We start from the raw sequence: 26,229 nt of genomic DNA on the forward strand, positions 1-26,229 counted from the left end.
AGGATGGGAGGATTCCGCAAGGTAATGCAGCTCGCCCCTAGGCTCGCCTCAGACGCCGAGCACCGGGTTATGCAGGGCCATGCGCCGCTCGCGCGCGTTCCCCTGCGTGCTGCAGGGACAACGGCAAAGGTCCAGTGGTGCTACTCTATTCCGGAGGTGTTACCCAGGAGAACACTGTGTCCCGCAAGACCCCCATCGAGCGCTACCGCAACATCGGCATCAGCGCGCATATCGACGCCGGCAAGACCACGACGACCGAACGCATCCTGTTCTACACGGGCGTCAACCACAAGCTGGGCGAAGTGCACGATGGCGCTGCCACCATGGACTGGATGGAACAGGAGCAGGAGCGCGGCATCACCATCACGTCGGCTGCCACCACCGCCTTCTGGAAAGGCATGGCCGGCAATTACCCCGAACACCGTATCAACATCATCGATACGCCGGGACACGTCGACTTCACCATTGAAGTCGAGCGCTCGATGCGCGTGCTCGACGGCGCCTGCATGGTCTACGACGCGGTCGGCGGCGTGCAGCCGCAATCCGAGACGGTCTGGCGCCAGGCCAACAAGTACGCTGTGCCGCGCATCGCCTTTGTCAACAAGATGGACCGCGTCGGCGCGGACTTCTTCCGCGTGCATGCGCAGATCGCCGACCGCCTCAAGGGGCGCGCCGTGCCGATCCAGATCCCGCTCGGCGCCGAAGACCATTTCCTGGGCGTGATCGACCTGGTCAAGATGAAGGCCATCGTCTGGGACGATGCCAGCCAGGGCGTGCGCTTCGAGTACCAGGAGATCCCGGCCGAGCTGCTGCCGACCGCGCAGGCCTGGCGCGACAAGATGGTAGAAGCCGCCGCCGAGGCCGACGAGGCCCTGCTCGAGCGCTACCTGTCGGGTGAGGCGCTGACCGAAGAGCAGATCAAGCGTGGCCTGCGCAAGCGCACCATCGCCAACGAGATCGTGCCGATGCTGTGCGGCAGTGCCTTCAAGAACAAGGGCGTGCAGAGCATGCTCGACGCGGTGATCGACTACCTGCCTTCGCCCGCCGACGTGCCCGCCATCCTCGGCCACACCGAGGACGACCGCCAGGCCGAGCGCCATCCGAGCGATGACGAGCCGTTCTCGGCGCTGGCGTTCAAGATCATGACCGATCCCTTCGTCGGCCAGTTGATCTTTTTCCGCGTGTATTCGGGCGTGGTCAATTCCGGCGACACCGTCTACAACCCGCTCAAGTCCAAGCGCGAGCGGCTCGGCCGCATCCTGCAGATGCATGCCAACGTGCGCCAGGAGATCAAGGAAGTGCGCGCCGGCGACATCGCCGCGGCGGTCGGGCTGAAGGAGGCGACCACCGGCGATACGCTGTGCGACCCGGACAAGGTCATCATCCTGGAGCGCATGAGCTTCCCCGAACCCGTGATCTCGCAGGCGGTGGAGCCCAGGACCAAGGCCGACCAGGAAAAGATGGGCATTGCGCTGAACCGCCTGGCGCAGGAGGACCCGTCGTTCCGCGTGAACACCGACGAGGAATCCGGCCAGACCATCATCTCGGGCATGGGCGAGCTGCACCTGGAAATCCTGGTCGAGCGCATGCGCCGCGAATTCAACGTGGAAGCGTCGGTGGGCAAGCCGCAGGTGGCCTACCGCGAGACCATCCGCCAGCCGGTCAAGGACGTCGAGGGCAAGTTCATCAAGCAGTCCGGCGGCCGCGGCCAGTACGGCCACGTGGTGCTGAACCTCGAGCCGATGCCGCACGGCGCCGGGTACGAATTCGTCGATGCGATCAAGGGCGGCGTGGTGCCGCGCGAATTTATCCCGGCGGTGGACAAGGGTATCCGCGAGACCCTGCAGTCGGGCGTGCTGGCGGGCTACCCGGTAGTAGACATCAAGGCCACGCTGGTGTTCGGCTCGTACCACGATGTGGACTCGAACGAGAATGCCTTCCGCATGGCGGGCTCGATGGCGTTCAAGGAAGGCATGCGGCGGGCCCGCCCGGCGCTGCTGGAGCCGATGATGGCGGTCGAGGTGGAAACGCCGGAGGAATTCACCGGCAACGTGATGGGCGACCTCTCGTCACGCCGCGGCATGGTGCACGGCATGGAAGACATCGCCGGTGGCGGCGGCAAGATCGTGCGCGCCGAAGTGCCGCTGGCGACGATGTTCGGCTACTCGACCACGCTGCGCTCGCTGACGCAGGGTCGCGCGACGTTCACCATGGAGTTCAAGCACTATGCCGAGGCGCCGGCCAACGTTGCCGAAGCGGTGATTTCGGCGAAGAAGCTCGGCTAGCGATGGTTCGCTCCCTCTCCCGCAAGCGGGAGAGGGAGCACGCAACCTGCGGAGTCGACGGCTATCCCCAACTCGCGCTCAGCACGCCGCCGCGGTCATCCTGAAAATCCCCTGCGCATTGCCCGCATCAAAGCCGAGGTCATAACGCTGCTGCGCAGCTTCGGCCTCGGCAAAGCGCTCGCGCGTGATGAACTCGTAGAACGATCCCGGCACCTCGCGCTCCACGGCCTCGCCCTGTGCACCGACGAACGTGCGGCGCACGGTATCGGCACGGAACGCCGTCTGCCTGACGCGCCCGCTGCCCGACACTTCCACCTTGTCCTTCATCGGCCGGCCCAGCTGCTTCTGCTGCTCGGCCAGCGCAAACACGTCGTCGACGCGGTCCGTGGCGTGGTTGAAGGCATTGCCTTCGGTGGCGATCCATGCCATTTCGGCCGATTCGCGCAGCAGCGCTTCGTAGTCGGCCAGCCATGGTGCAGCGTGCTGGCGCTCGAAGCAAGGCACCAGCAAGCCGACCAGTTCGGCGCCGTCGGCCACTGCCAGCGCGCCGTCGCGCTCCAGTTGCCACAGCAGCGTCTGCGCGCGCGGCGTCAGCGGATCGGCGGAGCTGCCGGTCACGCGGCTGACCGCGGCGCGGAAGTTTTCGCTGAAGCGCTCCGGATGGAATTCGCTGACAAAGAACTGGGCAATGTCCTCGGATGCATCGGCGTGCGCGTACGAGCGCCCGGTCATGCCGATGCGGTCAAGCGGATAGGTGCCGTTGAGCACGTAGCCCAACGGCCGCAGGATGCGGGTAAAGGCGGCCTCGCCTTCGGGCAGCGCGCCGTTGTCGCGCCACTTGACCGTGCGCAGCGCGCCGTGGTCGAAGGTGACCTTGCCGCCTGCGGCGGCGACGTCATCGGTGTAGGCCCGGCCGGTCGGCACGCGTTCCAGGATGCCGCCGAACAGCACCATGTTCAGCGCCTGGGCGATCTCGGCCCGGGTAGCACGACCGTGCGGGTCCTGGGGCAGGCTGGCCGGCAGCGTGACCAGCGACATCAGTTGCGCGGCGCGGGTGGCACCGACGTTGGCGGTGAGGAGCGTGGAGATATTGGATGACATGGGCGCTTGGAAGTGGGCTGGACCGGCTTTCACCCCGGCGGGCAATATGGCAACGATCCGCGGGGCAGGATAGTGGCCCGCGCCGCCCGGGCACAAGCGCGCATTGCGCACAACGTTGTGCGCGCGGCGCACGACCTCCGGTGCCTCGCCGCTGTTTATACTGTCGCACTCCCTTCCTCGCCGTCCCATGAGAAACGACATCCCCAACCTGGGCGCGCTGCAGGCCTTCGAAGCCTCGGCACGGCTGGGCAGCTTTACCCGCGCCGCAGCCGAGCTGGCGCTGACGCACAGCGCGGTGGGGCGGCAGGTGGCGCAGCTCGAGCAACGCCTGGGCGTGGCGCTGTTCACGCGCGTGCGGCGGCGCCTGGAACTGACCGAGACCGGGCGCGAATACGCCGCGCGCATCCGCCGGCACCTGGACCACCTGCAGCGCGACACGCTGGAAATCAGCACCGGCCGCGCCATGGGCTTCACGCTGGAGCTGGCGGTGGTGCCCACCTTCGCCACGCAGTGGCTGATCCCGCGGCTGCCCGACTTTGCGCGGCGCCATCCCAACGTCACCGTCAACCTGTCGGCGCGCTCGCAGCCGTTTTCGTTCCAGGAGTGCGCTTACGACGCGGCGATCTATTTCGGCGACCAGTTCTGGCCCGGCACGCGCGGCGGCGTGATCTTCCGCGAAGGCGGCATGGTGCCGGTGTGCAGCCCGGCCTTCCTTGCCGACCATGCCGTCACCGATGCCGCCAGCCTGGCACGCTGCCGCCACCTGCACCTGAGCACGCGCGCCAACGCCTGGCGCGACTGGTACGCGGCGCAGGGCTGGGACTTCAGCCTGGCCGCCTCGCGCGGGCCGCGCTATGAGCTGTTCACGATGATGACGGCCGCCGCCGCCGCGGGGCTCGGCATCGGCCTGGCGCCGCGGCTGCTGATCGAGCGCGAGCTGCAGACCGGGCAGCTGGTGACGCCGCTGGCCGGCATGCTGGACCAGGACCAGGACCAGGACCAGGACCAGGGCTACTATTTCGCCTACCCCGAGGGCCGGCCGGAATCGGAGGCACTGGCGGCCTTCCGCGGCTGGATCCTGGGCCTGTCGCGCGACATGCCGGCCGCCCCTGCAGAAGGCTGACGCGATTCGCCAGTGCAGCGCCAGACACGGCACCTTTCCTGGGTGCCCGCATCGACCAGGAAAGCCAGCGCCTGTCGTCGGCCGGCAGACCGAATACCGGGCCGGCACCCCGGCCGCCGGCGTGGACGGCAGGACGCGCGTGGACGTCATGCTGGGGATGCGCCACCAGTTCTGAACGCGGCCGTCCCGGCGCGCATTTTTGCAAACCCGGCGCGAAAGAATTACGTTGCCGCGCGCCCGACGCGGCAAAACAGCCTTGCGTGGCCCGCTGCGGCGCCGCCCGCGGTGCAGGCATGGTCATTGCGCACGCTCCATGTTCCTGAGTTCATTGGCACAAGGAGCCCAACATGCAAACCCAATCTCCCAGCAGTCAAGGCGCGGCCATCATCGGTTCGGGCGTGGGCGAAGGCCCCGGTCCGGAAGTCATGGCGGCATCCAGCCTGGACGGCACCAAGGCGTACTCGTCCGACGGCGAACACGTCGGCACGATCTCCGAGATCATGCTGGACGTGCCGCACGGCCGCATCGCCTACGCGGTGCTGAAGGCCGGCGGCTTCCTCGGCATTGGCGATACGCTGCACGCCATCCCGTGGAACGCCCTGGTGATGGACACCGACGAAAAGTGCTTCCGGATCGCCGTGACGGCGGATCGGATCAAGTCCGCCCCCGGCTTCAACAAGGACAGCTGGCCGGCCATGGCCGATCCGCAGTGGGGCAAGTCGCTGCACGAGTACTACGGGCGGGACCCGTACTGGGTGAACCCGCCGCTGTAGGCGCCGGCGCAGCTTGCATTGCGCCACCAGGCTAGGCAAAGTCTTGCGGGACGCGCGCGCAGCGCAGGCGCGGCTCGGGAGACCACCATGAGCAGACCCGACGGCATCGGGCCGCAAGCGCCCGCCTGCCCAGACATGCCTGGCTTTCTGGCCGGGGGCGGCGAGATGGGCGCGCTGATCCGCGCGCACGACTGGGCCGCCACGCCGCTGGGGCCGCCGCAGGCGTGGCCGCACAGCCTGAAGACGGCCATCCGCATCATGCTGACCTCGCGCCAGCCGATCTGGATCGGTTGGGGCGAGGCGCTGCATTTCTTCTACAACGACGCCTACAAGTCCATCATCGGCGGCAAGCACCCCGGCGCGCTGGGCCAGCCGACCGCAGTGGTCTGGCGTGAAATCTGGCCGGAAATCGGCCCGCTGCTCGACACCGCGATGACCGGTGCCGAGGGCACCTTCGTCGAGCAGAAGCTCCTGATCATGGAGCGCAACGGGTATCCGGAAGAGACCTACTACACCTTTTCGTACAGCCCCGTGCCGAACGACCACGGCGGCACCGGCGGCATCATCTGCGCCAACAGCGACGATACCGAGCGCGTCCTGGCCGAGCGACAACTGAATGTGTTGCGTGACGTGGCCGCGGCGGCCACCGACGCGCGTTCGTGGCGCCAGGCGTGCGAGCGCACCATGGGCGCGCTGGCATCGGACCCGCGCGACATCGTCTTCGCGCTGCTCTACATCGCCGAACCCGGCGTCACCGACCTGCAGCGCGTGGTCGCCAGCGGCATCGATCCTGCTCACCCCGCCGCACCGCCCGCGATCTCGCTCGAAGGCATGGCGCCGTGGCCGGTGGCCGAGGTCCTGCAGCAGCAACAGCCGGCGCTGATCGAGCAGCTGGCAACGCGCTTTGCCGCGCCGCTGCCCGCCGGCGCGTGGGGTGTGCCCACGGATGCGGCCGCGGTGATCCCGGTGGCGCCGTCGGGCAGCGCCTCGCATCGCGGCGTGCTGGTGGTGGGGCTGAACCCGTACCGGTTGTTCGGCGAGCGCTACCGCAGCTTCCTGAACCTGGTGGCGGGCCAGATCGGCGCGGCCATGCATTCGGCGCAGGCCTACGAGGAAGCGCGCAAGCGTGCCGAGGCGCTGGCCGAGATCGACCGCGCCAAGACCACCTTCTTCTCCAACATCAGCCATGAGTTCCGCACGCCGCTGACGCTGATGCTGGGACCGCTCGAAGAGCTGCTGCGGCGCGCCGGCACTGGCGACGACAGCGCCGGCGACGAACAACGCTCGCTGCTGGAGATGACCCACCGCAGCGGCATGCGCCTGCTCAAGCTGGTCAACGCGCTGCTCGACTTCTCGCGCATCGAGGCCGGCCGCATCCGCATGCGGCGCCACCCCACCGACCTCGCCGCCTTCACCGCCGACCTCGCCTCGCTGTTCCGTGCCTGTGTCGAGAGCGCCGGCATGTCGCTGCGCGTCGAATGCGAACCGCTGCCGCAGCCGGTGGCGGTGGACCGCGACATGTGGGAGACCATCGTGCTGAACCTGGTCTCCAATGCGTTCAAGTTCACGTTTGCCGGCAGCATCACCGTCAGCATCGTGGCCCATGGGGACAATGCGGTGCTGCGCGTGCGCGACACCGGCATCGGCATCCCGGCCGGCGAGCTGCCGCGCATCTTCGAGCGCTTCCATCGCGTCGAAGGCGCGCAGGGCCGCTCGATCGAAGGCAGCGGCATCGGCCTGGCGCTGGTGCGGGAACTGGTGCGCCTGCATGGCGGCACCGTCGAAGTCGACAGCGTGCAGGGCCAGGGCACCTGCTTCACGGTCACGATGCCGGTGGTGGCCGCCGGGGACGTGCCGGCGGACACGGTGCCAGCGCTCGCGGCCAGCAGTGCGCAGGCCCGCGCCTACGTGGACGCGACGCTGCGCTGGCCGCATGCCGAGGCACCGGCGCTGGCCATGGCCGCAGAGGACGCGCAATACAGCCCGCAACATGCGCCTGCGCCCGGCGGCGAAGCGGCTGCCCCCGCCACCGTGCTGGTGGTTGACGACAACGACGACCTGCGCGACTACATGCGCCGGCTGCTGAATGCCGCCGGCCACCGCGTCGAGGTGGCGCCCGACGGCGAGGCCGCGCTCGAGTTGGCGCGCCGCCAGTTGCCCGCGCTGATCGTGTCGGACGTGATGATGCCCAGGCTCGACGGCTTCGGCCTGGTGCAGGCCGTGCGCGCGGATCCGGCGCTGCGCGACACGCCGGTGCTGCTGCTGTCGGCGCGCGCCGGCGAGGAAGCGCGCGTGAGCGGCCTGGGATCGGGCGCCGACGATTACCTGATCAAGCCCTTCTCGGCCCGCGAACTGCTGGCCCGCGTGGCCAGCAACCTGCGCCTGTCAGAGCTGCGGCGCGCCACCGAGCGCCGCCTGCAGGACCTCAATGCCTCGCTCGAGCGGCGCATCGCGCAGGCCGTGACCGACCACGACCGGCTGTGGGAACTGAGCGAAGACCTGCTGATCGTGGCCGGCTTCGACGGCACCCTGCAGCGCATCAGCCCGGCCTGGACACGCACGCTTGGCCATGCCCCGCACGAGGCGCTGGGCCGGCCTTACCTGTCGTTCATCTATCCGGACGACCTGGTGCTGGTAACCGCGCAGCTGGCGGCGCTGCGCCACGACGGCACGCCGGTGCGTTTCGAATGCCGCCAGCCGCGCGCGGACGGCGCGTTGCGCTGGCTGGCCTGGACCCTGACGGTGGATCCGGCCAACGGCCATCTCCACGGCGTCGGCCGCGACGTGACCGGCGACCGCGAAGTCCAGGCGGCGCTGCGCCATGCCGACCAGGCCCTGCGCACGGCGCAGAAGATGGAAGCCATCGGCAAGCTGACCGGCGGCGTCGCCCATGACTTCAACAACCTGCTGCAGGTGATCGGCGGCAACCTGCAGCTGCTGGCGCGCGACCTGTCCGGCAATACCGACGCCGCGCCGCGGCTGCGCAATGCGCTGGCCGGCGTGGCCCGCGGCGCCAAGCTGTCGTCGCAGCTGCTGGCATTCGGGCGGCGCCAGCCGCTGGCCCCGCGCGTGGTCAACCTGGGCCGGCTGGCGCGCACGCTGGACGACATGCTGCGGCGCGCGCTGGGCGACGGCATCGAGATCGAAACCGTGGTGGCCGACGGCCTGTGGAATACGCTGGTCGACCCGTTCCAGGTCGAGAACGCGCTGCTGAACCTGGCGATCAACGCGCGCGACGCCATGCACGGCCAGGGCCGCCTGACCATCGAGGCGCGCAACACGTGGCTCGACGAGGCGCTGGAAGAGCCGCCGCACGGGCGCGCGCCGCGGCCGGCGGCGCAGTATGTGCTGCTGGCGGTCACCGACACCGGCACCGGCATGACGCCCGAGGTGCAGGAACATGTGTTCGAGCCGTTCTTCACCACCAAGCCCGAAGGCCAGGGCACGGGCCTCGGCCTGAGCATGGTGTATGGCTTTATCCGCCAATCGGATGGCCATGTGAAGATCGTAAGCAAGCCCGGCCGCGGCACCACGGTGAAGCTCTACCTGCCGCGCGTGCACATGGCCGAGGATCCCGATGCCGAACCCGATATGGACCGCGCGCGCGGCGGCGGCGAAACCGTGCTGGTGGTCGAGGACGACGAGGACGTACGCGCCACCGTGGTCGAGATGCTTGCCAGCCTGGGCTACCACGTGCTGCGCGCGCGCGATGCGCAGGGTGCGCTGGCCATCGTCGAGCGGGGCGTTCACATCGACCTGCTGTTCAGCGATGTGGTGATGCCGGGGCCCTTGCGCAGCACCGAACTGGCCGACAAGGTGCGCGAGCGGCTGCCGGGCATCGGGGTGCTGTTCACCTCGGGCTATACCGACAGCATCATCGTGCACGGCGGCAGGCTGGATCCCGGCGTCGAACTGCTCAGCAAGCCCTATACACATGAAGCGCTGGCGCGCAAGGTCCGCCATGTGCTGGCCAACCGGGAACAGCGTGCCGCGGGGGCAGCGGCTGTGGCTGGCGCCGGCCGCGCGCCGAGTGATTCGGGCACGCGCGTGCTGTGCGTCGACGACGACGCGCAGGTGCGCGCCAGCACGGCGGAACTGCTGCGCGCCTGCGGCGCCGAGGTGACCGAGGCGCAGAACGACATCGAGGCGCTGGCACTGCTTGCCGCCGGCACCTTCGACCTGCTGCTGACCGATGTCGCGCTGCACGGCGGCGCCAGCGGCTCGGGCGTGGACCTGGCACTGGCCGCGCGCCAGCGCCAGCCGCGGCTGCGTATCGTGTTTGCCACCGGCTATCCGCTGGCGCTGACGCCGGCCCAGCACCAGGCGCTGGGCGACGCCGCGGTGCTGCGCAAGCCGTATGCGCCGCAGGCGCTGCTGGACCTGCTGCAGGGCGCCGTCGCCGAAGGCCTTGGGGGCACGGTGAGCGCGGAGGGCGCCACAGCGCTCGGAAGCCGACCGTCATCGACAGCTTGAAGGTGCGCGGCGCTTCTTGGCGCAAGATAGCCGCCGTAGGCGGAGGCCCAGCGGGCCTTCTGCAACGTTCCCCACCGCGGCGCGCAGCGTGTGAATCAGGCGGGCATGGACTCGCGGCCGAACGCTTCCAGTTCGCGCACCAGGCTTTGCGCGGCCAGCCTGACCAGCTCGGCACCCTTTTCCGGCGTCGCCAGTCCCGGATCGGAGCCGATACGGCCATCCGGATAGCGCGCGCGGAAGTCCAGCGCTTCGCGGATCGGGCCCGACGGTGCGATCTTCGGCGCATAGTCGGCAATCTTGATGGCGTCCGGAAAAGCCCACTGGGTGATCGCAATCTCGGAAGGCGTGGCGTGCGAGCCGTGGCCAGCCGGGAACTGATTGCGCGCCAGCTCGCCGACGCCTTCCAGGTCCCACCAGTTGCACAGCTTTAGCGCGAAGCCCGCGCGGCGCCTGGCGAAGCTCGCCTCGGCGTAGAGCTCGGAGAACGCGGCTTCAATTGATGCCACATTGCCCCCGTGGCCGTTAAGGAACAGGATCTTCTCGAAGCCATGCCCGGCCAGCGAGCGGACCCAGTCACCGATCGCGGCGATAAAGGTCGAGGGGCGCAGGGAAATGGTCCCCGGAAAGGCGAGGTGATGCTGCGCCATACCGATATTGAACGTCGGTGCCACCAGGATATCGGCCCCCTTCTCCGCTTCATTGGCGATGATTTCCGGGCACAGCCAGTCGGTGCCGAGCAGCCCGGTCGGTCCGTGCTGCTCGTTCGAGCCGATCGGAACCACGATGGTACGGCTGCGCGCCAGGTATTGCTCGATTTCAGCCCAGGTTGAAAGATGCAAGCGCATTGCTACTCCTTTTGATCTCCGGTGCGTCCGGACACGATACTTGATTCATGCCGCCTGGCGCAGGTTCAGCGCTTGGCCGGCAGCTTGTTGGCAAGGACGATCACGGCGGCGAGCAACGGCAGCGAAGCCATCAGCAGTACCCCATAACTTAGGCTGCCGGTCGCGCCCTTGGTCCAGCCGATGACGGCAGGACCCCAGAAACCGCCCGACAAGCCAATGGTATTGATCAGCGCGATGCCGCCCGCCGCCGCCGGACCCTTGATGTATTCGGCGGGCATGGCCCAGAACACCGTGTAGGCCATCCACAGCCCCATCGTGGCGAGCGTCAGCAAGGCCAGCGTCACGAACAGGTTTCCATCCGTTGCAAACGAGGCCGCCAGCAGCACTGCCGCGCCCAGCGCAGGCACCGCGCAGTGGAAGCGCCGCTCCCCGACCCGGTCAGACCTGCGGCCCATGAAGACCATGCCAAAGGCGGCAGCCAGGTAGGGGATGGCCGAGTACCAGCCAAGCTGCACCGTATCGTTCACGCCCTGTGCCTTGATGAGGCTCGGAAGCCAGAAGCTGATGGCGTAGATGGTTGCGATGATGCAGAAGTATGCCAGGGCCAGCACGTAGACCCGCGCGTCCTTCGCCACGGCCTTGAAGGAATGCTTGTGCGCCGCCGCGGGACTCAGCTCGGCTTCAAGCAGGCGCCGTTCCTGTTCGCTCAGCCAGCTGGCCTGGGCGGGCCGATCCGGCACCAGCCGCAAAGCCATCACACCGAGCAGGATGCAGGGCAGGCCCTCGACCAGGAACATCCACTGCCAGCCCGCGAGACCGGCCTGGCCGGCGAGCGCGGTCATCAGCCACGCCGACACCGGCCCCCCGACGATTCCGCCGATCGGGCCCGCCAGGAAGACGATCGCGATGGCGCGGGCCATGCGTTGCGGACCGTACCAGCACGACAGGTAATAGATCATGCCCGGGGCGAATCCCGCCTCGAACACGCCGAGCAGGAAGCGCATGGCGTAGAACGTCGGTACGTTGCGCACGAACAGCATGCAGGCGGAGGTAATGCCCCACAGCACCAGGATGCGGCTGAACGTCTTGCGCGCGCCGACCCGCGGCAGCATCAGGTTGCTGGGCAACTCGAACAGCACGTAGCCGATAAAGAAAATCCCCGCGCCCACGCCGTACGCGGCATCGGAGAAGCCCAGGTCACTTTGCATCTGCAGCTTGGCGAAGCCGACATTGACCCGGTCCAGATAGGCGAACAGGTAACAGACCAGCAGGAAAGGCAGCAAGCGCCAGTTGATCTTGCTGTACAGCGAGGAAGCGTCGGAAGCGCCGTCGGCGGCGCTCGAGGTGGGAATTGCCAGCATGCTGCCTGTCTCCTGTGGTTGCGTGTCGTCTGCATGTTTTTCTGGCCTGAAGTCTGGCAGCCGGAGAGGGGCAGGCAAAGAGCAACTAAGTCCACGGTTCGTTCCCTTTTGAGCAACGGATTTTCCGCCGAGTGCAGCAAGTGCCGCGCAAGGGCCTCCGGCTTCAGGTATCGTCAGCGCGGTCAGAAAGCGAAGCGGAGCGTTTCGACATGCGAGAGATCAACCAGCAGCGGTTGCGATACTTCCGGGAAGTCGTGGCTCACGGCACCATCCGGGGGGCCGCGGAAAGCCTCAATACCTCGCCGTCCGTGATCACCCGGCAGATCAGGCTGCTCGAGGAAGAACTCGGCGCGACGCTGTTCGAGCGCGAGCCGCGTGGCCTCAAGCCGACTGCGGCGGCTGCGCACCTGCTCGAGTTCTGGCGTGGCTATCGCTCGCACCAGGAGAAGCTCGAAGACCAGTTGCATTCACTGAAGGGCTTGCAGCAAGGCGAGGTCCGGCTGGTGCTGAGCGAAGGCTATGTGGACCTCCTGGTCAACGAAGTCCTTGCGCAGTTCTGCGCCCGGTATCCGAAGCTCGATATCCACATGGACATCCTGGCGGTGGACGGCGTGCTGCAGGAAGTCGCCGAAAGCCGCGCACATATCGGCCTGGCGTACAATCCGCCGCCCCATCCGCGCGTCGAGTACCGCGCGAGTGCGGCGCAGCCGGTGGTCCTGCTGGTCCGCCCCGACCATCCCCTTGCCGTGCGCGGCGGCGCGGCCAGCCTCCAGGATCTGCAGGCCTACCCGCTCGCGATCATGCCCGCATCATTCGGCGTGGGTCATGCACTGAGCATGGTGGAGTTTGCCGAGAACATCTCGATCCGGGCGACGCTGGTCAGCAATTCGCTGACGGCCCTGAAGCAGTTCGTCGGCTACAACAATTTCATGACGCTGATCGGTGAATTTGCCGCCTATCGCGAGATCGCGGCAGGCACGCTCGCCGTCGTGCCGATCGATCACCCGCTGTTCATGGGCACCCAGGCAAGGCTGATGGTGAAGGCCGGCCGGCCATTGCCGGCGGCTGCGCTCGAACTGCTAAGCCATATCACGCGGCACATGTCCATGTTTGCCAGGACCACGCCCGGCGCGGATTAGCCGGATCCCTCGTTCTCCAGCCGCAGCATCCGCACTTGTTGTTGCGTCGACGACCCTGACCGTTGCTGCCGCGCTGTCGGGCGGCTACGCCCACGCAGGAGAAGTCGTTGTGGCCGGCATGGACCGGACAGGTGTGTCCGCGTCGCCCGCTCGCAAGCCCGATCCGTTCACGGACGGTGCGCGCATCGGTGCTTACGACTTGTACACCGACGGCGCCCGCGCCGGCGAGTCGGACTCGTTCGCCAAGGGACTCTGATGCCGCAGGCCTACGCCTCACCTTCGGCTGTCGCCATTTCCATCCACTCATGCCAGCTCCTGCAGCATTGTCGGCACCAGCTCGGATACCGTGGGATGGATGTGCATGGCGCGGCTGATGGTGGTATAGGGCGCCCCGGCATACATCACGTCGAGCAGGGAGTGAATCACCTCGTCGCCGTTCAGACCCAGGATTGCCGCGCCCAGGATCAAGCGGCTGTCGGCGTCGACCACCACCTTCATGAAACCCTGGCTTTCGCCCTTTTCCACGGCGCGCCCGACGCGGCTCATAGGGCGCCTGCCGACAAGAACGTTGCGCCCGGACTGGCGGGCCTCCGTTTCAGTCATGCCGGCGCGCCCGAGCGGGGGATCGGTGAACAAGGCATAGGCCGTGATGCGGTCCGCAACCGTGCGAGGATCGTTGTCGAGCAAGTTGGCGGCGACGATTTCGTGGTCGTGATACGACGTATGCGTGAAGGCCCCGCGGCCGTTGCAGTCACCCAGCGCCCAGATGCCGGGGACGCTGGTGCGCAACTGTTCATCCACCTTGATATAGCCCCGCTCGTCGGCTTCGACCCCTGCCTTGTCGAGTCCCAGGTCTGCCGTGTTGGGTACCCTCCCCACTGCCAGGAGCAGGTGCGAGCCATTGACGTCGCGCGAACCAGACGCGCAATCGAGCCCGACGGAGATGCCTGCTCCCGCCCGGCGGGCAGTCAGGCAGTTGGCATCGAGGCGGATTTCGACCCCCTCCCGCTCCAGTATCTCCCGCACCGCCTCCGACACGTCTTCGTCCTCGCGCTGGATCAGGCGCGGGCCTTTTTCCACCACGGTGACCCTGGCGCCAAAGCGTCGGTACATCTGGGCAAACTCCAGGCCTATGTAGCTGCCGCCAATGACGACCAGATGCTCAGGCAGGTAGTCAACGTTCATCATGCCCGCATTGGTCAGGTACGCCACTTCGTCGAGCCCGGGCATCGGCGGAACGAGGGCCCGGCCACCGACGTTGATAAAGATCCGCTCAGCTTCCAGCAGTTCGCCATTGACGCGCACGGTGTGCGCGCTTTCGAAGCGGGCGTGCCCCTGATAGACGGTGCCGTTGGCCAGGCCGCGCATCCACTGTTCCACGCCACTGGCGGAGCGCCCGGCGATTTCGTCCTTGCGCGCCTTCACCTGCCTCATGTCGATGGCAACCGGCCCACCGATCGTCACGCCATAGTCGCCCGCGCGCCGCGCAAGATGGGCCGCATACGCGCTCGCGATCAGCGTCTTGGTCGGGATGCAACCGGTGTTCACGCACGTGCCGCCAAAGTTCGCACGTTCGATGACTGCCACTTTCTTGCCTGCGCCGGACAGCCGCGCGGCCAGCGCGGGGCCAGCTTGTCCGGTGCCGATGATGATCGCGTCGAATACCTGAGCCATCACGCTTCTCCTTACCTTGTGCCGGGGCCGCTACACAACCCAAGCGCAGCGGTGCGCTCCCGCTGTGGATCTGGGAGCGATGCTGGCTGCGCGCTCGTCAAAGCAAAGTCAACTTTAGGTGAATTGGGTCACGGCAGGCAGGCGAGGTGATGGCTCCGTCCAGCGTCATGTCATGGAAGAAGCCCCGCGCAGTTCAGTGTGACTGGGCCTCGATTCAATCAGAAATCAGATCGGCAAAAATTTCACTTGTAATGAGATCGATTCCCATTTACTATTCGATCACTGCCTGACGCACGGTGCTTCACCACCCAGGCAGCCCGGCCAGCACCGAGGCCGCCGCGGCAAGCGGCACCGCCCCGAACCCTGGCAGGACAGAATTTCCGGACGCCGCCACGTGCCACGCCACGCGGCATCCGATACCGACTTTTGTGGGGACCGCTCCGTCACGCGGAGCGTTTGGCAGTAGCCAGTCTTCGGAAGATCGGGAAAGCAACCAGACCCCGCTTTCCCCATCGCGTCTTCCGCAGGCAAGCCAGGCCGCCTTTTTATTCAGCGCGTCGTGCAGGCACGGCGTGCCGCCAGGGACGCCAGCGCTGCGCGCGGCCGGCCCTGGCGCTCCAGCCTGAATATCCCGCCAAGCCATCGACGCCGCCGTGCGCGGCGACGGGCACGGTGCCGCCCTGCCCGATGCGGGGCAACAGCAGCATTCCAATGTCATCCGCCATGTCATCCGAACAGTCCAGCCCGATCCACCTCAAGCGCGCGGGCCTGAAGGCTACATCGCCGCGGATGCGGATCCTTGAAGTGTTCCGCACCAGCGCACGGCGCCATCTCAGTGCGGAGGATGTCTACCGCATCCTGCTGACCCAGGACGAGGATGCGGGACTGTCTACCGTGTACCGGGTGCTCAACCAGCTGGTGCAGGCCGACATCCTGCTGCGGCACACCTTCGAGTCCGACCACGCCGTGTTCGAACTCAACGAAGGCGGCCACCATGACCACCTGATCTGCGTTGCCTGCGGCCGCGTGGAGGAATTCCGCGACGAAAGCATCGAGCAACGCCAGCGCCAGGTGGCCGCCGACAACGCCTTTATTTTGCGCGAGCACATGCTGGTGCTGTACGGCGTCTGCCCCGAGTGCCGTGCCGGCGCGGCGGACGAAACGCATCTGTCCGCGGCGCTGCCCACGCAAGCCTGAACGCGCCCGAGGTCCGCGTAGACATAGCGATGCCGCGCCCTGACGGAGCCATCATGAAGCGCCTGACCAAGCCGCTATCCGAACTGGAACGCCTGCTCAGCGTGTACCTGAGGCAGGAACCCGGCTGCCATGACTGCCAGCTGCGGGCGGTGTGCGTGCACCGGCCCGACCACACCGGCTGCAACTGGAGCGCCGAGGTCGATTTCCCCGAACGTACCGAGGCCGACGCCATCCGCCATTGGCGCCAGGCGCGCCGCGTCGTGATGATGGTGCGGGAGCAGTACAACGTCGCCGCGGGAACGACGGCGGGAGCGCCAGCGCGCCCAGGGGCGGCTTGCTGACAGGTCAGCGTTTCGCCGGCATCCCCACCGCCGCCGCCGGCACGTCGGCCATCACCGGCCGCAGCACCAGCCACACCGCCAGGCCGATCAGCGCGCCGCCAGCGGCATGGGCCCACGACAGCGCCTCGCCCAGGAACAGTGCGCCCCAGACCATGCCGAACGGCGGAATCAGGAAGGTCACGGTCAGCGAGCGCACCGGGCCAAGGTCGGCAATCAGCCGGTAATAGAGGATGTAGGCCAGCGCCGTGCAGAGCACGCCAAGGCCCGCCATGGCCCACCACACTCCGGCGCCGGCCTCGGGCAGGGTGTTGTGGCGCCACAGCGCAGCGGCGCAAAACGGCAGCAGGAACAGCGTCGCGCCGACCATGCTGCCGGCGGCGACCAGGCGGCTGTCCAGGCCGCCGCGCTGGGTGATCCAGCGCCGCGCCAGGAAGCCGGACAGGCCGTAGCAGGCGGTCGCCACCAGGCAAGCCAGCGCGCCGAGCAGCAGCTCGGTCGAGAACGCGACCGGGCCGGTGCGCGTCAGCACCGCCACGCCGGCCACGCCCAGCATCACGCCCAGCGCCTTGGCGCGCGTCAGCCGTTCGGAAAAGGCCAGCGCGCCGATCACGACGCCCATCAGCGGCGTCATGGCATTGAACACCGCCGAATAGCCGGCGGGCAGCCACAGCGCCGCCACCGCGTACATGGCGAACGGAATGCCGGAGTTGATCACGCCCAGTGTGAGCACCGCCGGCCATTTGGCGCGCATGTCCCAGCGCAGTCCCAACAACGGCAGGCATACGGCGAGCGTGATGGCGGCAACGAGCACGCGCACGAAAGCGGCCGGCATCGGGCCGAGCACCGGCGCGCCAATGCGGATGAACAGAAAACTGGCGCCCCAAATGGCGGCCAAGGTGAGCAGGCGTGCGAGATCGGCGGGCTTCATGAGGAGGCGGCGGCGAGCTGCGTCGCCACGGCAAGATGAGGGTGTCGCGATTTGACGCTGGTGGTGGCACGGGCGCAAGCCGGATTCGGACATCTGCATCTTGTTGCATGCGATGAATGCGGCACATGTGAGTCGCTTTTTCGCTGCAGTTGAGGGATCTACCTCACATCAGGCTGCCTTTTTGGGCACAATGGCAGACAATTGCAGGGCGTTCCCTTCGAACCGCCTACACCTATACCCCTCCATGGGAGGGGTGTCGAATCAGACAGGTGACAAGCCGTATTCAGTTAAATTAAACTCTGGTCTGCGCCAGAGTTAATTGACCCCTCCGACGCATTCCCGACAAGCCGCCAGGGCACCTGGCGGCTTCTTTTTTGCCTGCGCCGTCTAAAGTGAATTATCCGGCATGCGCTGCACGGTAAATCCCGGCTACCGGCAGCGTTTCCGCTGTTGGCGGCACAACGTCCGCAAACCCAAACATCCAGCATGCCGCCCGCGTCAACCGCCGGTACGGCTGCCGCGTTGCCAGATTTCATGAAACGACAGTTCCTGGGCCTGCTTGCCCGCGTCTACGTCCTGCAATTTGCCCTGGAAGTCCCCGCCACGGTAGCCATGCTCGCCGACATGCTGCTGGAGTACGGCTTCCAGGTCGACATCGGCACCGTGCGTCCCCTGCTGCGCGCCCTGCAGATGGAGGGCTATCTCGAAAGCGTGCTGCGCGACGGCATCGGCCGCGTCTACCTGCTGACCGAGCGCGGCCGCGAGGAACTGGCGGCCAGCCGCCAGCGCATCGACGAACTGTACCGCCGCCTGCACGCCGAGCTTCCCACCCCCGACACGCCGCGCGAAGCCTGACCGGTCCGCGCATTCACTAAGCCGCCCAACCGCACTGAGCGTACCCGTTTCTGCGAGGCCGCAGTCCGGCGTGTCCGGCCTATTGCCGCGGGGCGGCCTGGTCGGCCAGCGGCGTTTCCAGGCCTGTCTCCAGCAGCTGGCGCAAGGCGTGCGGCGCCACCGCCTGGCAGAACAGGAAGCCCTGCACGCCGTCGCAGCCCTGCGACCGCAGGAACTCGAACTGCGCCGCGGTTTCCACCCCTTCGGCAACCACCTTCAGGTGCAACTGGTGCCCGAGCGCGATGATCGCCGCAGCCACCGCCTGGTCGTGGCCGGGCGTGGCCACGTCGTCGACGAAGGACTTGTCGATCTTGAGCCGGTCGATCGGCAGCCGGGTCAGGTAGTTCAGGCCGGAATAGCCGGTGCCGAAATCGTCGATCGACAGCGCCACGCCAAGCGCGCGCAGCCGACGGAAGGTCTCGATGGTGGTCTCGCCGCCGTCGACGAGGATGCCTTCGGTGACCTCGATCACCAGTTGCCGCGGCGGCAGGCCGGCCTGCTCCAGGCAGCGCGCCACGGTGTCCGGGAAGCCGGCCTGGCGCAGCTGCAGCGGCGAGATATTGACCGCCACTTCGATGTCGCGGCCCAACGCCTCGCGCAGCGCCTGGATCTCGCGGCAGGCGGTGGCCAGCGTCCATTCGCCCAGCGGCGCGACCAGCCCGCTTTGCTCGGCGATGGGAATGAACTCGGACGGCTGCATCGGGCCGCGTTCGGGCGTTTCCCAGGCGATCAGCGCCTCGACGCCGGTAATCTCTTTCGTGGCGGTATCGACGATGGGCTGGTAGCGCAGCCGGAATTCATTGCCGGCCAGCGCGCGGCGCAGCAGCCCTTCGATGGTGAAGCGCGCCAGCGAGGCCTCCGCCATCGACGCGGCAAAGCGGCACAGCTGGGCGCGGCCACCCTGCTTGGCGGCATAGACGGCGGCGTCGGCGGACTTCATCAGCTCGGTCAGCGAATCGCCGTCTTCGGGGAAGATCGCCATGCCGATCGACAGGGTCACGCGCAGGCGCTGCCCGCCGGCCAGCAGTTCCTCATTGACCCGCGCCTGGATCTTGGCGGCGATCAGCTCGGCCTCGCTGTCGTCGCGCAGGCCGCCCAGCACCACGCCGAATTCGTCGCCGCCCATGCGCGCCACCAGGTCGCCCTGGCGCACCGCGCCCTTGAGGCGGTCGGCCATGGTGCGCAGCACGTCGTCGCCGACCGGGTGGCCGAGTGAATCATTGATGTGCTTGAAGTGGTCCAGGTCCAGCAGCAGCAGCGCCACGCGTTCGCCGTGGCGGCGCGCGTGCAGCAGCATGGGCTGTGCGCACTCGTTGAGTTCGGCGCGGTTGGGCAGGCCGGTCAGCGGGTCGTGCAGCGCCAGGTGGCGGATGTATTCGTCGACACGGCGGCGTTCGGTCAGGTCGTAGGCGATGGCCTGGTAGCCTGCCGGCGGCCCGTCCGGCTGCGCGGCCAGCGCCGACACGGATACCTGCACCGGCAGGCGCGACCCGCCCTTGCGCACCCAGGTCCATTCGCCTTCGTCGGTCAGGCCGAGCCGCGCCTTGGCGACCAGCGCGGGCATGCCGGCCGGCACCGGTTCGCCCAGCTCCTGGCTGAGCGCGCGCGCGTGCGCCGCCAGTTCGTCGGCGAGATGCAGCCCGGTGACCGGCATGCGGCCGACCAGCTCGGCGGTGGCGTACCACAGCATGCGCGTGCCTGCGGCATTGACGCTGGTGATCACGCCGTCGTCGCCGAAGGTGATGACGCCGAAGCTGGCATGGTCGAGCAGCCCGGCGTAGCGCGCGGCCTGGTGCGCGGCGGCCTGGTGCGCGCGCTGCTGCGGCTCCAGGTCGGTGATTGCCCACAGCCAGTGGGCGCCGCTGTCGCTGCTGTCGCCGCCCTCGGCGCTGGGCAGGTGCGCGGCACTGGCGCGCAGCGGGAAACGGCTGCCGTCGCTACGCACGCCGGCCAGCTCTCGCTGCGCGGCGCCGCGGGCCAGGCCAGCGCCATCGGCACCCTCCACGACACCGGTGGCGCCCGGGGCGAGCGTATCGAGGCTACGCCCGACGAGATCGGGCGGCGCGATGCCGAACAGCATGCCGGCGCGCTCGCTGGCACGCACGACCACGCCGTTGGCGTCGGTGAGGACAAAGCCGTCGGCGGATTGCGCCATGCATGCCTGCAGCGTGGCATTGTCGTCTTCCCAGGGGGGGACAGCCTGCGCCTCGCGTTGCCGCGCGGTGCGGCGCTGCCGTGCCAGCGCATAGGCCATGCCGGCCAGCGCCAGCGTGGCGAGCGCGCCCGCGGCCAGCACGGCATACCCCTGGCGCGGGCCATATGCCGCCTCGAACGCGGGACGCGTGGCCGCACGCAGCGTCCACGCGGCGCCACCATAGTGGAACTGGCGCTCGCCGCGCAGCAATGGGGCATTGCCGTCATCGCGATCCGCGGTACCAACCGTATCCGACAGCTGCGGGCCGGGCATGGCAGGCGTGCCCTCGTGCAGCGACAGCTCCAGGTCCGCCAGTGCCGGCGCGCCGATCCCGCGCATCAGGTCGCCCAGCCGCAGCGACACATAGACATAGCCGACCACCGCCTCGCGCCGCTGCGCCAGCGTGCTGGCGGCCACGCCGCCACCGTAGACCGGCAGGAACAGCAGCGCGCCGCGCTGGCGCTCCTGCGCCTCGGCCTCGCGCACCAGGTCGAGCCCGCGCGTCAGCCGGGGCTCGCCGCTGTCGCGCGCCGCTTCCATCGCGGCACGACGGGACGGCTCGGACAGCAGGTCAAAGCCGGCGGCGCGGGCGTTGCGCCCGGCCAGCGGCTCCACGTAGAGGATGGGCGCGTAGAGCCTGCGCGGGCCGGCGGGATGGATCCGGTAATCGGTCAGGCCATCGGCGCGCGCGGCCGCGATCAGGGGTTGGACCTGGCGCGGCGCCGTCAGCGGTGCGTAGCCGATCGATTGTGTGCCGGGCGGCAGCTCATCGAGCTGGGCGGTATAGAGATAGTTGCGCCATTGCGCGCGCGAAGTTGCCGGATTGGCCGTCATCAGGCCCGCCACGCCGCGCAGCAGCCGCTCGTTCTCGAGCATGCGCTCGCGCAGTGCACTGCTGGCCTGGCTCAGCCGCGCATCGAAATGCTGCTGGGCCAGCCGCTGCTCGAATTGCTGTACCTGGCGCCACGCCCCCGCGGTCAGCAGCGCCCCGCCTGCCGCGACCAGCAGCGACAGCAAGGCAGGGGGAAGCGCAGTCAGTCTCATGGTCTTCGTGAACGGTCTGGCGCCAGCGACGCGCGCCTGCCACGGAACCCGTCAGGCTGGCCAGCGCCCGGCAAACGGCTGCGTGCCTTGCGATAACGCGGCACTATACCGCGACGGATGCACAAGGCACAGTCCCGTGCGCGTGACCCGAAGGGGTGTAAGGTGCTGGCCCGATATGGCGCTCTACCACGGCGGGCCGGTGCAGGACCGCGGGCTGACGCGGCTCGCGGACGTGCTGCTGTACCGCGCCAAGGGTGCCGGGCGCGGGCGCTATGAAATCGGTCCGCCGGACCTGGCCGGCGAACTCAGCCACCAGCCGGGCCGTGGCAGGCCCGTGCCGGGCCGGCGGCCCGTCAATGCAGCGTGCCGCCAGGCTTGCCAGGCACGGTGTTGGCAGTTGCCGCACCGCTGCCTTCCGGCTCGAACGGGACATGGCGCCCGTCGCTGGACTGGTAGCCAAGCTGGGCGTCGGCGCCCAGCATCTTTTCCCAGGCGATCATGGCCTGCGCCACGGCTTCCGGCGCGCCCTTGAACACCACCACATCGTTGCCGCAGCCGGGGCATTCCCCGCCGAACACGGCGTCGATGCCGGGCAGGCCCGGCACGTTGAGGGTGTCGAACTGCTTGAACGCAGTCTTGCAGTGCCCGCAGACCAGCTGCGCCGGACGCAGGGCCTCAATCTTCGCGCGCGCCTGTGCCGCACGCTCTTCGGGGGTGCCCCGTTTCTTTGCCTCGCCCATGATGTCCTTCCTTCCCGTGCTGCCGGTGTGCTTGCCCCGGCGCGGCCACTGTGGCCACGCGGTGCGGTGTGTTGTTGGGTAGCCGACTGGCGGCCTGTCGCGTGCCCGGCCGGAGCCCGGCAATGCGTCATGTTGTCTGCGGCTTCCTGTTAGATGCGGTTGGGGGGACGGTGGTGCCCGACGACCACGCCGGGTGCCGGGCACGATACCCGCGCCCTATCCTCCGGAACGCCTGCGCAGGCGGCATTGTAACCAGCGCGGCGCTGCAAGTACCGGGCCCGCAGGATCGACTTTCGCCTGCTATTGTGAATAACGATGCCCCGTGACGGCGCCTTTGGGGCGCCCGCATCACCGCGGGCATGCCATGGGACCGGCTTGCCGCCGCCAGGGCGGCGCGGTGCCCTGCGCCCGCCGGCCACGCGCCGGCATTCACGGTTCCATCCACCTACCCCCGAAGGAGGACGCTCGATGATCCGACCCACCGTGCAGGAAAACGCCGCCCGCTACGCCGACTGCATCGCCGCGTGCAACGCCTGTGCCGCCGCCGCGCTGAAATGCGCCGGGGCCTGCCTGGAAGAGCAGGACGTGCACAGGATGGCGCGCTGCATCGCGCTGGACATGGATGTCGCCGGCATCGCGCAGCTGGCCGCCTCCTACATGCTGCGCAACAGCGAGTTCGCGCCGCTGGTCTGCGAGGACTGCGCCGAAGTCTGCAAGTGGTGCAAGGAGGAATGCGAGCGCCATGACGCCGAGCACTGCCAGGAGTGCGCGCGGGCCTGTGCGGTTTGCATGGAGCAGTGCCTCAAGATGACGGCGTAGCCGCGCCCCCGCCCGCCGCGTCGGCCGCATGCTGGTTACCCCGGCGGGCAGCATGGACTTGAACGCACGCAGCGCGCCTGCGGCGTAATCTGGCGGACTGCTCGCACGGGCGGTGCGCGGCCTGGCTCCAGACGGCCATGACTTGCCGGCGCCCGCGCTTCCCCACGTTCCTTGCCACGTTCCTTCCATCCGGCAATGCCGGCGCCCGCAGCGCCGCCTCCTGCCTTGCAAAGGAGTCTGTCCATGTCCAGCCCTTCCGCCAGCAACACCCGCATCGAGAAAGACAGCCTGGGCGATGTCCCGGTGCCCGCCGACCACCTCTGGGGCGCGCAGACCGAACGCTCGCGCCAGAACTTCCGCATCGGCGACGAGAAGATGCCGCCGGCGCTGGTCGAGGCCTTTGCCGTCCTGAAGCTGTGCGCGGCCCGCGCCAACCGTGAGCTGGGCGTACTGCCGCCCGAGCTGGCACAGGCCATCGAGCAGGCGGCCACGGAAGTGATCGAAGGCCGCTGGCCGCAGGAGTTTCCGCTGTCGGTCTGGCAGACGGGATCGGGCACGCAGACCAACATGAACCTCAACGAGGTCATCGCCAACCGCGCGATCCAGCTGCTCGGCGGAGAAGTCGGCAGCAAGAAGCCGGTGCACCCGAACGACCACGTCAATGCCAGCCAGTCGAGCAACGACAGCTTCCCGACCGCGATGCACATCGCCGCGACGCGCGCGATCCAGCAACAGCTGCTGCCGGCGCTGGAGCAGCTGCAGCAGACCTTTGCGCGCAAGGTGGAAGCCTTCGCCGATATCGTCAAGGTCGGCCGCACGCACCTGCAGGACGCTGTGCCGCTCACGCTGGGCCAGGAGTTCTCGGGCTACATGACGCAAGTCGCCGATGCGCAATCGCGGCTGCAGCAGGCCATGCTGCGCGCCATGCCGGTGGCGCAGGGCGGCACCGCGGTCGGCACCGGGCTGAACGCGCCGCACGGCTTTGCCGTGGCCTTTGCGCGCGCGCTGGCCGATTACACCGGCCTGCCGTTCGAGCCCGCGCCCAACCGCTACGCGCTGCAGGCCTCGCATGATGCGCTGGCCGACCTGTCGGGCGCGCTCAACACCACCGCCTCGTCATTCCTGAAGATCGCGCGCGATTTCATGCTGCTGGGCTCGGGGCCGCGCGCCGGCTTCGCCGAGCTGATCCTGCCGGCCAACGAGCCGGGCTCGTCGATCATGCCGGGCAAGGTCAATCCGACCCAGGCGGAGGCGCTGGCCATGGTGTGCTGCCGCGTGATCGGCAACCACACCACGGTGACGCTGGCCAACGGCCTGGGCACGCTGGAGCTGAATGCGTACAAGCCGGTGATCATCTACAGCCTGCTGCAGTCGGTCAGCCTGCTGGCGGGGGCGGCGTCGAGCTTTGCCGAGCATATGGTCGAGGGCGTCGAGGCCGACCGCGAGCGCATTGCCGAGCTGCTGGAACGCTCGCTGATGCCGGTCACGGCGCTCAACCCGCATATCGGCTACGACAAGGCCGCCGAGATCGCCAAGCTGGCGGTGCAGCGCAACCTGTCCCTGCGGGAAGCGGCGATCGCGTCCGGACATGTGACCGAGGAGCAGTTCCGCGAGTGGATCGACCTGGCCGGCATGACGCGCGAAGTATGAGCCGCGTCGACGCGAGCGCGTGTTGATGGCGGTCGCGCGGCTCAGCCGGGCGTGCCGCCCAGCGGATTGCAGCGCTGGCGCGCCAGCGCTTCGCGCGAATAGCCATGGCGTACGCGCAACTGGTGCTCGACCGCGTCCGCCTGGTCCAGGCAAGCGAAGATCAGGTCATCCTTGAAGCGCTGCGAGACGCCTTTGAGGCGTGGCGCTTCGTAGGCGACCTGGCGCGCACGGCAGCGCAGGAACAGCAGCGTTTCCTGGGTGGCGGCAATCAGCTGGTCATGCTCGATCCGCTTGCACTCGACCAGGTCCTGGGCAGAGGCACTGGCGCCGGCAATGAACAAAGGCACGCACAGCCAGCGGCGCATCAAGCGGTGCATGGCAAAGGGGGGCGCGTCGGGCCGGTTGACGGTGTGGATCGCATCATTGCCCAGAGTCGCGTTCGGTGCAAGCGATGGCCAGCCTGAAACGCCGTCACGGGCGGCCGAAACGCGGCACACACTGTTTCGCCGGCTGGACAATCCCCCAAACCCTGATGATACGTTCGCCGTATGCTGCACCTCGGCGCCGAGGTGCGCGCGCCAGCATGGCAATATACGGGGCCGGCCCTTTTTCTTTCCTACTAGCTCTTTCCTACTAGCCATGGACCTCAACGCCTTGCGCCTGTTCGTCGACATCGTCGACGCCGGCAACCTGAGCGCGGCCGCGCGCAAGCTCAAGATGACGCGCGCCAATGTCAGCTACCGGCTGAAGGCGCTGGAAGAAGAGCTGGGCGTGCAGCTGCTGCGGCGGACCACCCGCCATGTCGAGCCCACGCCTGTGGGGGCCGGGCTGTACGAGCACGGGCGCAATATCCTCGGCGAGGTGGCAGCCGCCAATGCGCTGATCAGCAACATGGGCAAGAGCCTGCAGGGCCATGTGCGGCTTTCGGTCCCTACCGGCCTTGGCCATACGCTGCTGTCGCCGCTGATGGTGCAATTCAAGCAGCGCTATCCCGACATCACCCTCGATGTCGTGTTCGACAACCGCGTGCACAACCTGGTGTCCGAGGATGTGGACGTGGCGCTGCGCATCATCTCCACGCCGCCCGATTCGGTCATCGCCACCGAGATTGGCACGGTGGACTGGGTCATCTGCGCTTCGCCCGCCTACCTGGCAAACCATCCCGCGCCCCAGTCACTCGCAGACCTGCAGCAGCATGCGATCGTTTGCGCCTCGCCAGTCGGGCAAAAGCTGAAGGTCGCGGGAACGCGGCCCGGCAGCGAAGCGCAGGAAGCCCGCGACCAGGTGGTGCTGGAACCGACGCTCAGTTCCGATAATTTCGGCTTCCTGAAGGAAGGAGTGGTGGCCGGCCTGGGCATCGGCATCACGCCAATCTACGCGATCGGCGAGGAACTGGCGAGCGGCGGGCTGGTGCAGCTGCTGCCGGATTACCGCATCAGCGTGTTCGGCAGCCGACTGTACATGCTGACCATGCCAAACCGCTACCAGACGCTGGCGACGCGCTACCTGCTGAACTTCCTGAAAACCGAGCTGCAGGCGGTGTGGCCGCGGCTGCACCGCTAGCGCTGCAAGGCGGATCGGGAGCCGTTGGGCACGGCGCCAGGCACTATATTAGGAACACAAGGATAACCGTAGGCGTATCCCTGTT

General features: G+C 68.1%; 20 protein-coding genes. 12 read left to right on the top strand and 8 right to left on the bottom strand.

Annotation, left to right across the window (positions count from 1 at the left end):
- Positions 1 to 176: 176 nt before the first annotated feature.
- On the top strand, positions 177 to 2,285 hold the full coding sequence (gene fusA / locus E1J61_RS27385) for an elongation factor G (RefSeq protein ID WP_133097073.1): 2,109 nt from the start codon (positions 177 to 179) through the stop codon (positions 2,283 to 2,285).
- Positions 2,286 to 2,363: 78 nt separating this feature from the next.
- Here fusA and E1J61_RS27390 read toward each other — a convergent pair whose 3' ends face one another.
- Positions 2,364 to 3,386 carry a DUF1338 domain-containing protein gene (locus tag E1J61_RS27390; RefSeq protein WP_133097074.1) on the bottom strand — a complete coding sequence of 341 codons (1,023 nt, stop codon included), beginning with the start codon at positions 3,384 to 3,386 and terminating at the stop codon, positions 2,364 to 2,366.
- Between the two features lie 187 nt (positions 3,387 to 3,573).
- Here E1J61_RS27390 and E1J61_RS27395 point away from each other — a divergent pair, with 187 nt between their 5' ends.
- The 3 genes from E1J61_RS27395 to E1J61_RS27405 all read left to right on the top strand — a co-directional run bounded on the left by E1J61_RS27395 (position 3,574) and on the right by E1J61_RS27405 (position 9,755).
- A complete protein-coding gene (locus E1J61_RS27395) occupies positions 3,574 to 4,509 on the top strand; it encodes a LysR substrate-binding domain-containing protein (protein WP_133097075.1) in 936 nt (311 codons plus the stop codon).
- A gap of 347 nt (positions 4,510 to 4,856) precedes the next feature.
- Positions 4,857 to 5,282 (top strand): PRC-barrel domain-containing protein, encoded by a 426-nt coding sequence (locus E1J61_RS27400; protein WP_133097076.1) that lies wholly within the window; start codon positions 4,857 to 4,859, stop codon positions 5,280 to 5,282.
- Between the two features lie 87 nt (positions 5,283 to 5,369).
- Complete coding sequence (locus tag E1J61_RS27405) at positions 5,370 to 9,755, top strand: response regulator (RefSeq protein ID WP_133097077.1); 4,386 nt, start codon at positions 5,370 to 5,372, stop codon at positions 9,753 to 9,755.
- Positions 9,756 to 9,850: 95 nt separating this feature from the next.
- Here E1J61_RS27405 and E1J61_RS27410 read toward each other — a convergent pair whose 3' ends face one another.
- Positions 9,851 to 10,600: a creatininase family protein gene (locus E1J61_RS27410; protein WP_133097078.1), complete on the bottom strand. Its 750-nt coding sequence runs from the start codon at positions 10,598 to 10,600 to the stop codon at positions 9,851 to 9,853.
- A gap of 65 nt (positions 10,601 to 10,665) precedes the next feature.
- Positions 10,666 to 11,961, bottom strand: coding sequence for an MFS transporter (locus E1J61_RS27415; RefSeq protein WP_133097079.1), 1,296 nt, complete (start codon positions 11,959 to 11,961; stop codon positions 10,666 to 10,668).
- A gap of 209 nt (positions 11,962 to 12,170) precedes the next feature.
- On the opposite strand from E1J61_RS27415, the gene E1J61_RS27420 reads away from it, so the two are divergent.
- Positions 12,171 to 13,100 (top strand): LysR family transcriptional regulator, encoded by a 930-nt coding sequence (locus E1J61_RS27420; protein ID WP_133097080.1) that lies wholly within the window; start codon positions 12,171 to 12,173, stop codon positions 13,098 to 13,100.
- A gap of 133 nt (positions 13,101 to 13,233) precedes the next feature.
- On the top strand, positions 13,234 to 13,356 hold the full coding sequence (locus tag E1J61_RS38685; RefSeq protein WP_256376143.1) for a hypothetical protein: 123 nt from the start codon (positions 13,234 to 13,236) through the stop codon (positions 13,354 to 13,356).
- Between the two features lie 47 nt (positions 13,357 to 13,403).
- On the opposite strand, the gene E1J61_RS27430 is transcribed toward E1J61_RS38685, so the two are convergent.
- A complete protein-coding gene (locus E1J61_RS27430) occupies positions 13,404 to 14,774 on the bottom strand; it encodes an FAD-containing oxidoreductase (RefSeq protein ID WP_133097081.1) in 1,371 nt (456 codons plus the stop codon).
- A gap of 723 nt (positions 14,775 to 15,497) precedes the next feature.
- Here E1J61_RS27430 and fur point away from each other — a divergent pair.
- Together fur and E1J61_RS27440 are read left to right on the top strand one after the other, a co-directional pair.
- A complete protein-coding gene (gene fur / locus E1J61_RS27435) occupies positions 15,498 to 15,971 on the top strand; it encodes a ferric iron uptake transcriptional regulator (RefSeq protein ID WP_240745754.1) in 474 nt (157 codons plus the stop codon).
- A 53-nt stretch (positions 15,972 to 16,024) separates the two neighbouring features.
- Positions 16,025 to 16,312, top strand: a complete 288-nt coding sequence (locus tag E1J61_RS27440; protein WP_133097082.1) for a hypothetical protein — start codon at positions 16,025 to 16,027, stop codon at positions 16,310 to 16,312.
- A 4-nt stretch (positions 16,313 to 16,316) separates the two neighbouring features.
- Here E1J61_RS27440 and E1J61_RS27445 read toward each other — a convergent pair whose 3' ends face one another.
- Positions 16,317 to 17,240 carry a DMT family transporter gene (locus E1J61_RS27445; RefSeq protein ID WP_133097083.1) on the bottom strand — a complete coding sequence of 308 codons (924 nt, stop codon included), beginning with the start codon at positions 17,238 to 17,240 and terminating at the stop codon, positions 16,317 to 16,319.
- 534 nt (positions 17,241 to 17,774) lie between these two features.
- Here E1J61_RS27445 and E1J61_RS27450 point away from each other — a divergent pair.
- Entirely contained in the window at positions 17,775 to 18,095 is a 321-nt protein-coding gene (locus E1J61_RS27450; protein ID WP_133097084.1) for a PadR family transcriptional regulator, read from the top strand.
- A gap of 79 nt (positions 18,096 to 18,174) precedes the next feature.
- On the opposite strand, the gene E1J61_RS27455 is transcribed toward E1J61_RS27450, so the two are convergent.
- Complete coding sequence (locus tag E1J61_RS27455; protein ID WP_133097085.1) at positions 18,175 to 21,372, bottom strand: EAL domain-containing protein; 3,198 nt, start codon at positions 21,370 to 21,372, stop codon at positions 18,175 to 18,177.
- 353 nt (positions 21,373 to 21,725) lie between these two features.
- Positions 21,726 to 22,112, bottom strand: coding sequence for a hypothetical protein (locus E1J61_RS27460; protein WP_133097086.1), 387 nt, complete (start codon positions 22,110 to 22,112; stop codon positions 21,726 to 21,728).
- A 468-nt stretch (positions 22,113 to 22,580) separates the two neighbouring features.
- Here E1J61_RS27460 and E1J61_RS27465 point away from each other — a divergent pair, with 468 nt between their 5' ends.
- Together E1J61_RS27465 and fumC are read left to right on the top strand one after the other, a co-directional pair.
- Entirely contained in the window at positions 22,581 to 22,931 is a 351-nt protein-coding gene (locus E1J61_RS27465) for a four-helix bundle copper-binding protein (protein WP_133097087.1), read from the top strand.
- Between the two features lie 243 nt (positions 22,932 to 23,174).
- Positions 23,175 to 24,581, top strand: coding sequence for a class II fumarate hydratase (fumC, locus tag E1J61_RS27470; protein WP_133097088.1), 1,407 nt, complete (start codon positions 23,175 to 23,177; stop codon positions 24,579 to 24,581).
- A gap of 41 nt (positions 24,582 to 24,622) precedes the next feature.
- On the opposite strand, the gene E1J61_RS27475 is transcribed toward fumC, so the two are convergent.
- Positions 24,623 to 24,958 carry a hypothetical protein gene (locus tag E1J61_RS27475; protein ID WP_133097089.1) on the bottom strand — a complete coding sequence of 112 codons (336 nt, stop codon included), beginning with the start codon at positions 24,956 to 24,958 and terminating at the stop codon, positions 24,623 to 24,625.
- A gap of 262 nt (positions 24,959 to 25,220) precedes the next feature.
- Here E1J61_RS27475 and E1J61_RS27480 point away from each other — a divergent pair, with 262 nt between their 5' ends.
- The gene (locus E1J61_RS27480) at positions 25,221 to 26,144 is read left to right on the top strand and encodes a LysR family transcriptional regulator (RefSeq protein WP_133097090.1); all 924 of its coding nucleotides are present in this window, start codon (positions 25,221 to 25,223) and stop codon (positions 26,142 to 26,144) included.
- Positions 26,145 to 26,229 lie beyond the last annotated feature (85 nt).

The sequence above is a fragment of the Cupriavidus sp. L7L genome, from assembly GCF_004353535.1.
Taxonomy (GTDB): Bacteria; Pseudomonadota; Gammaproteobacteria; order Burkholderiales; family Burkholderiaceae; genus Cupriavidus; species Cupriavidus oxalaticus_A.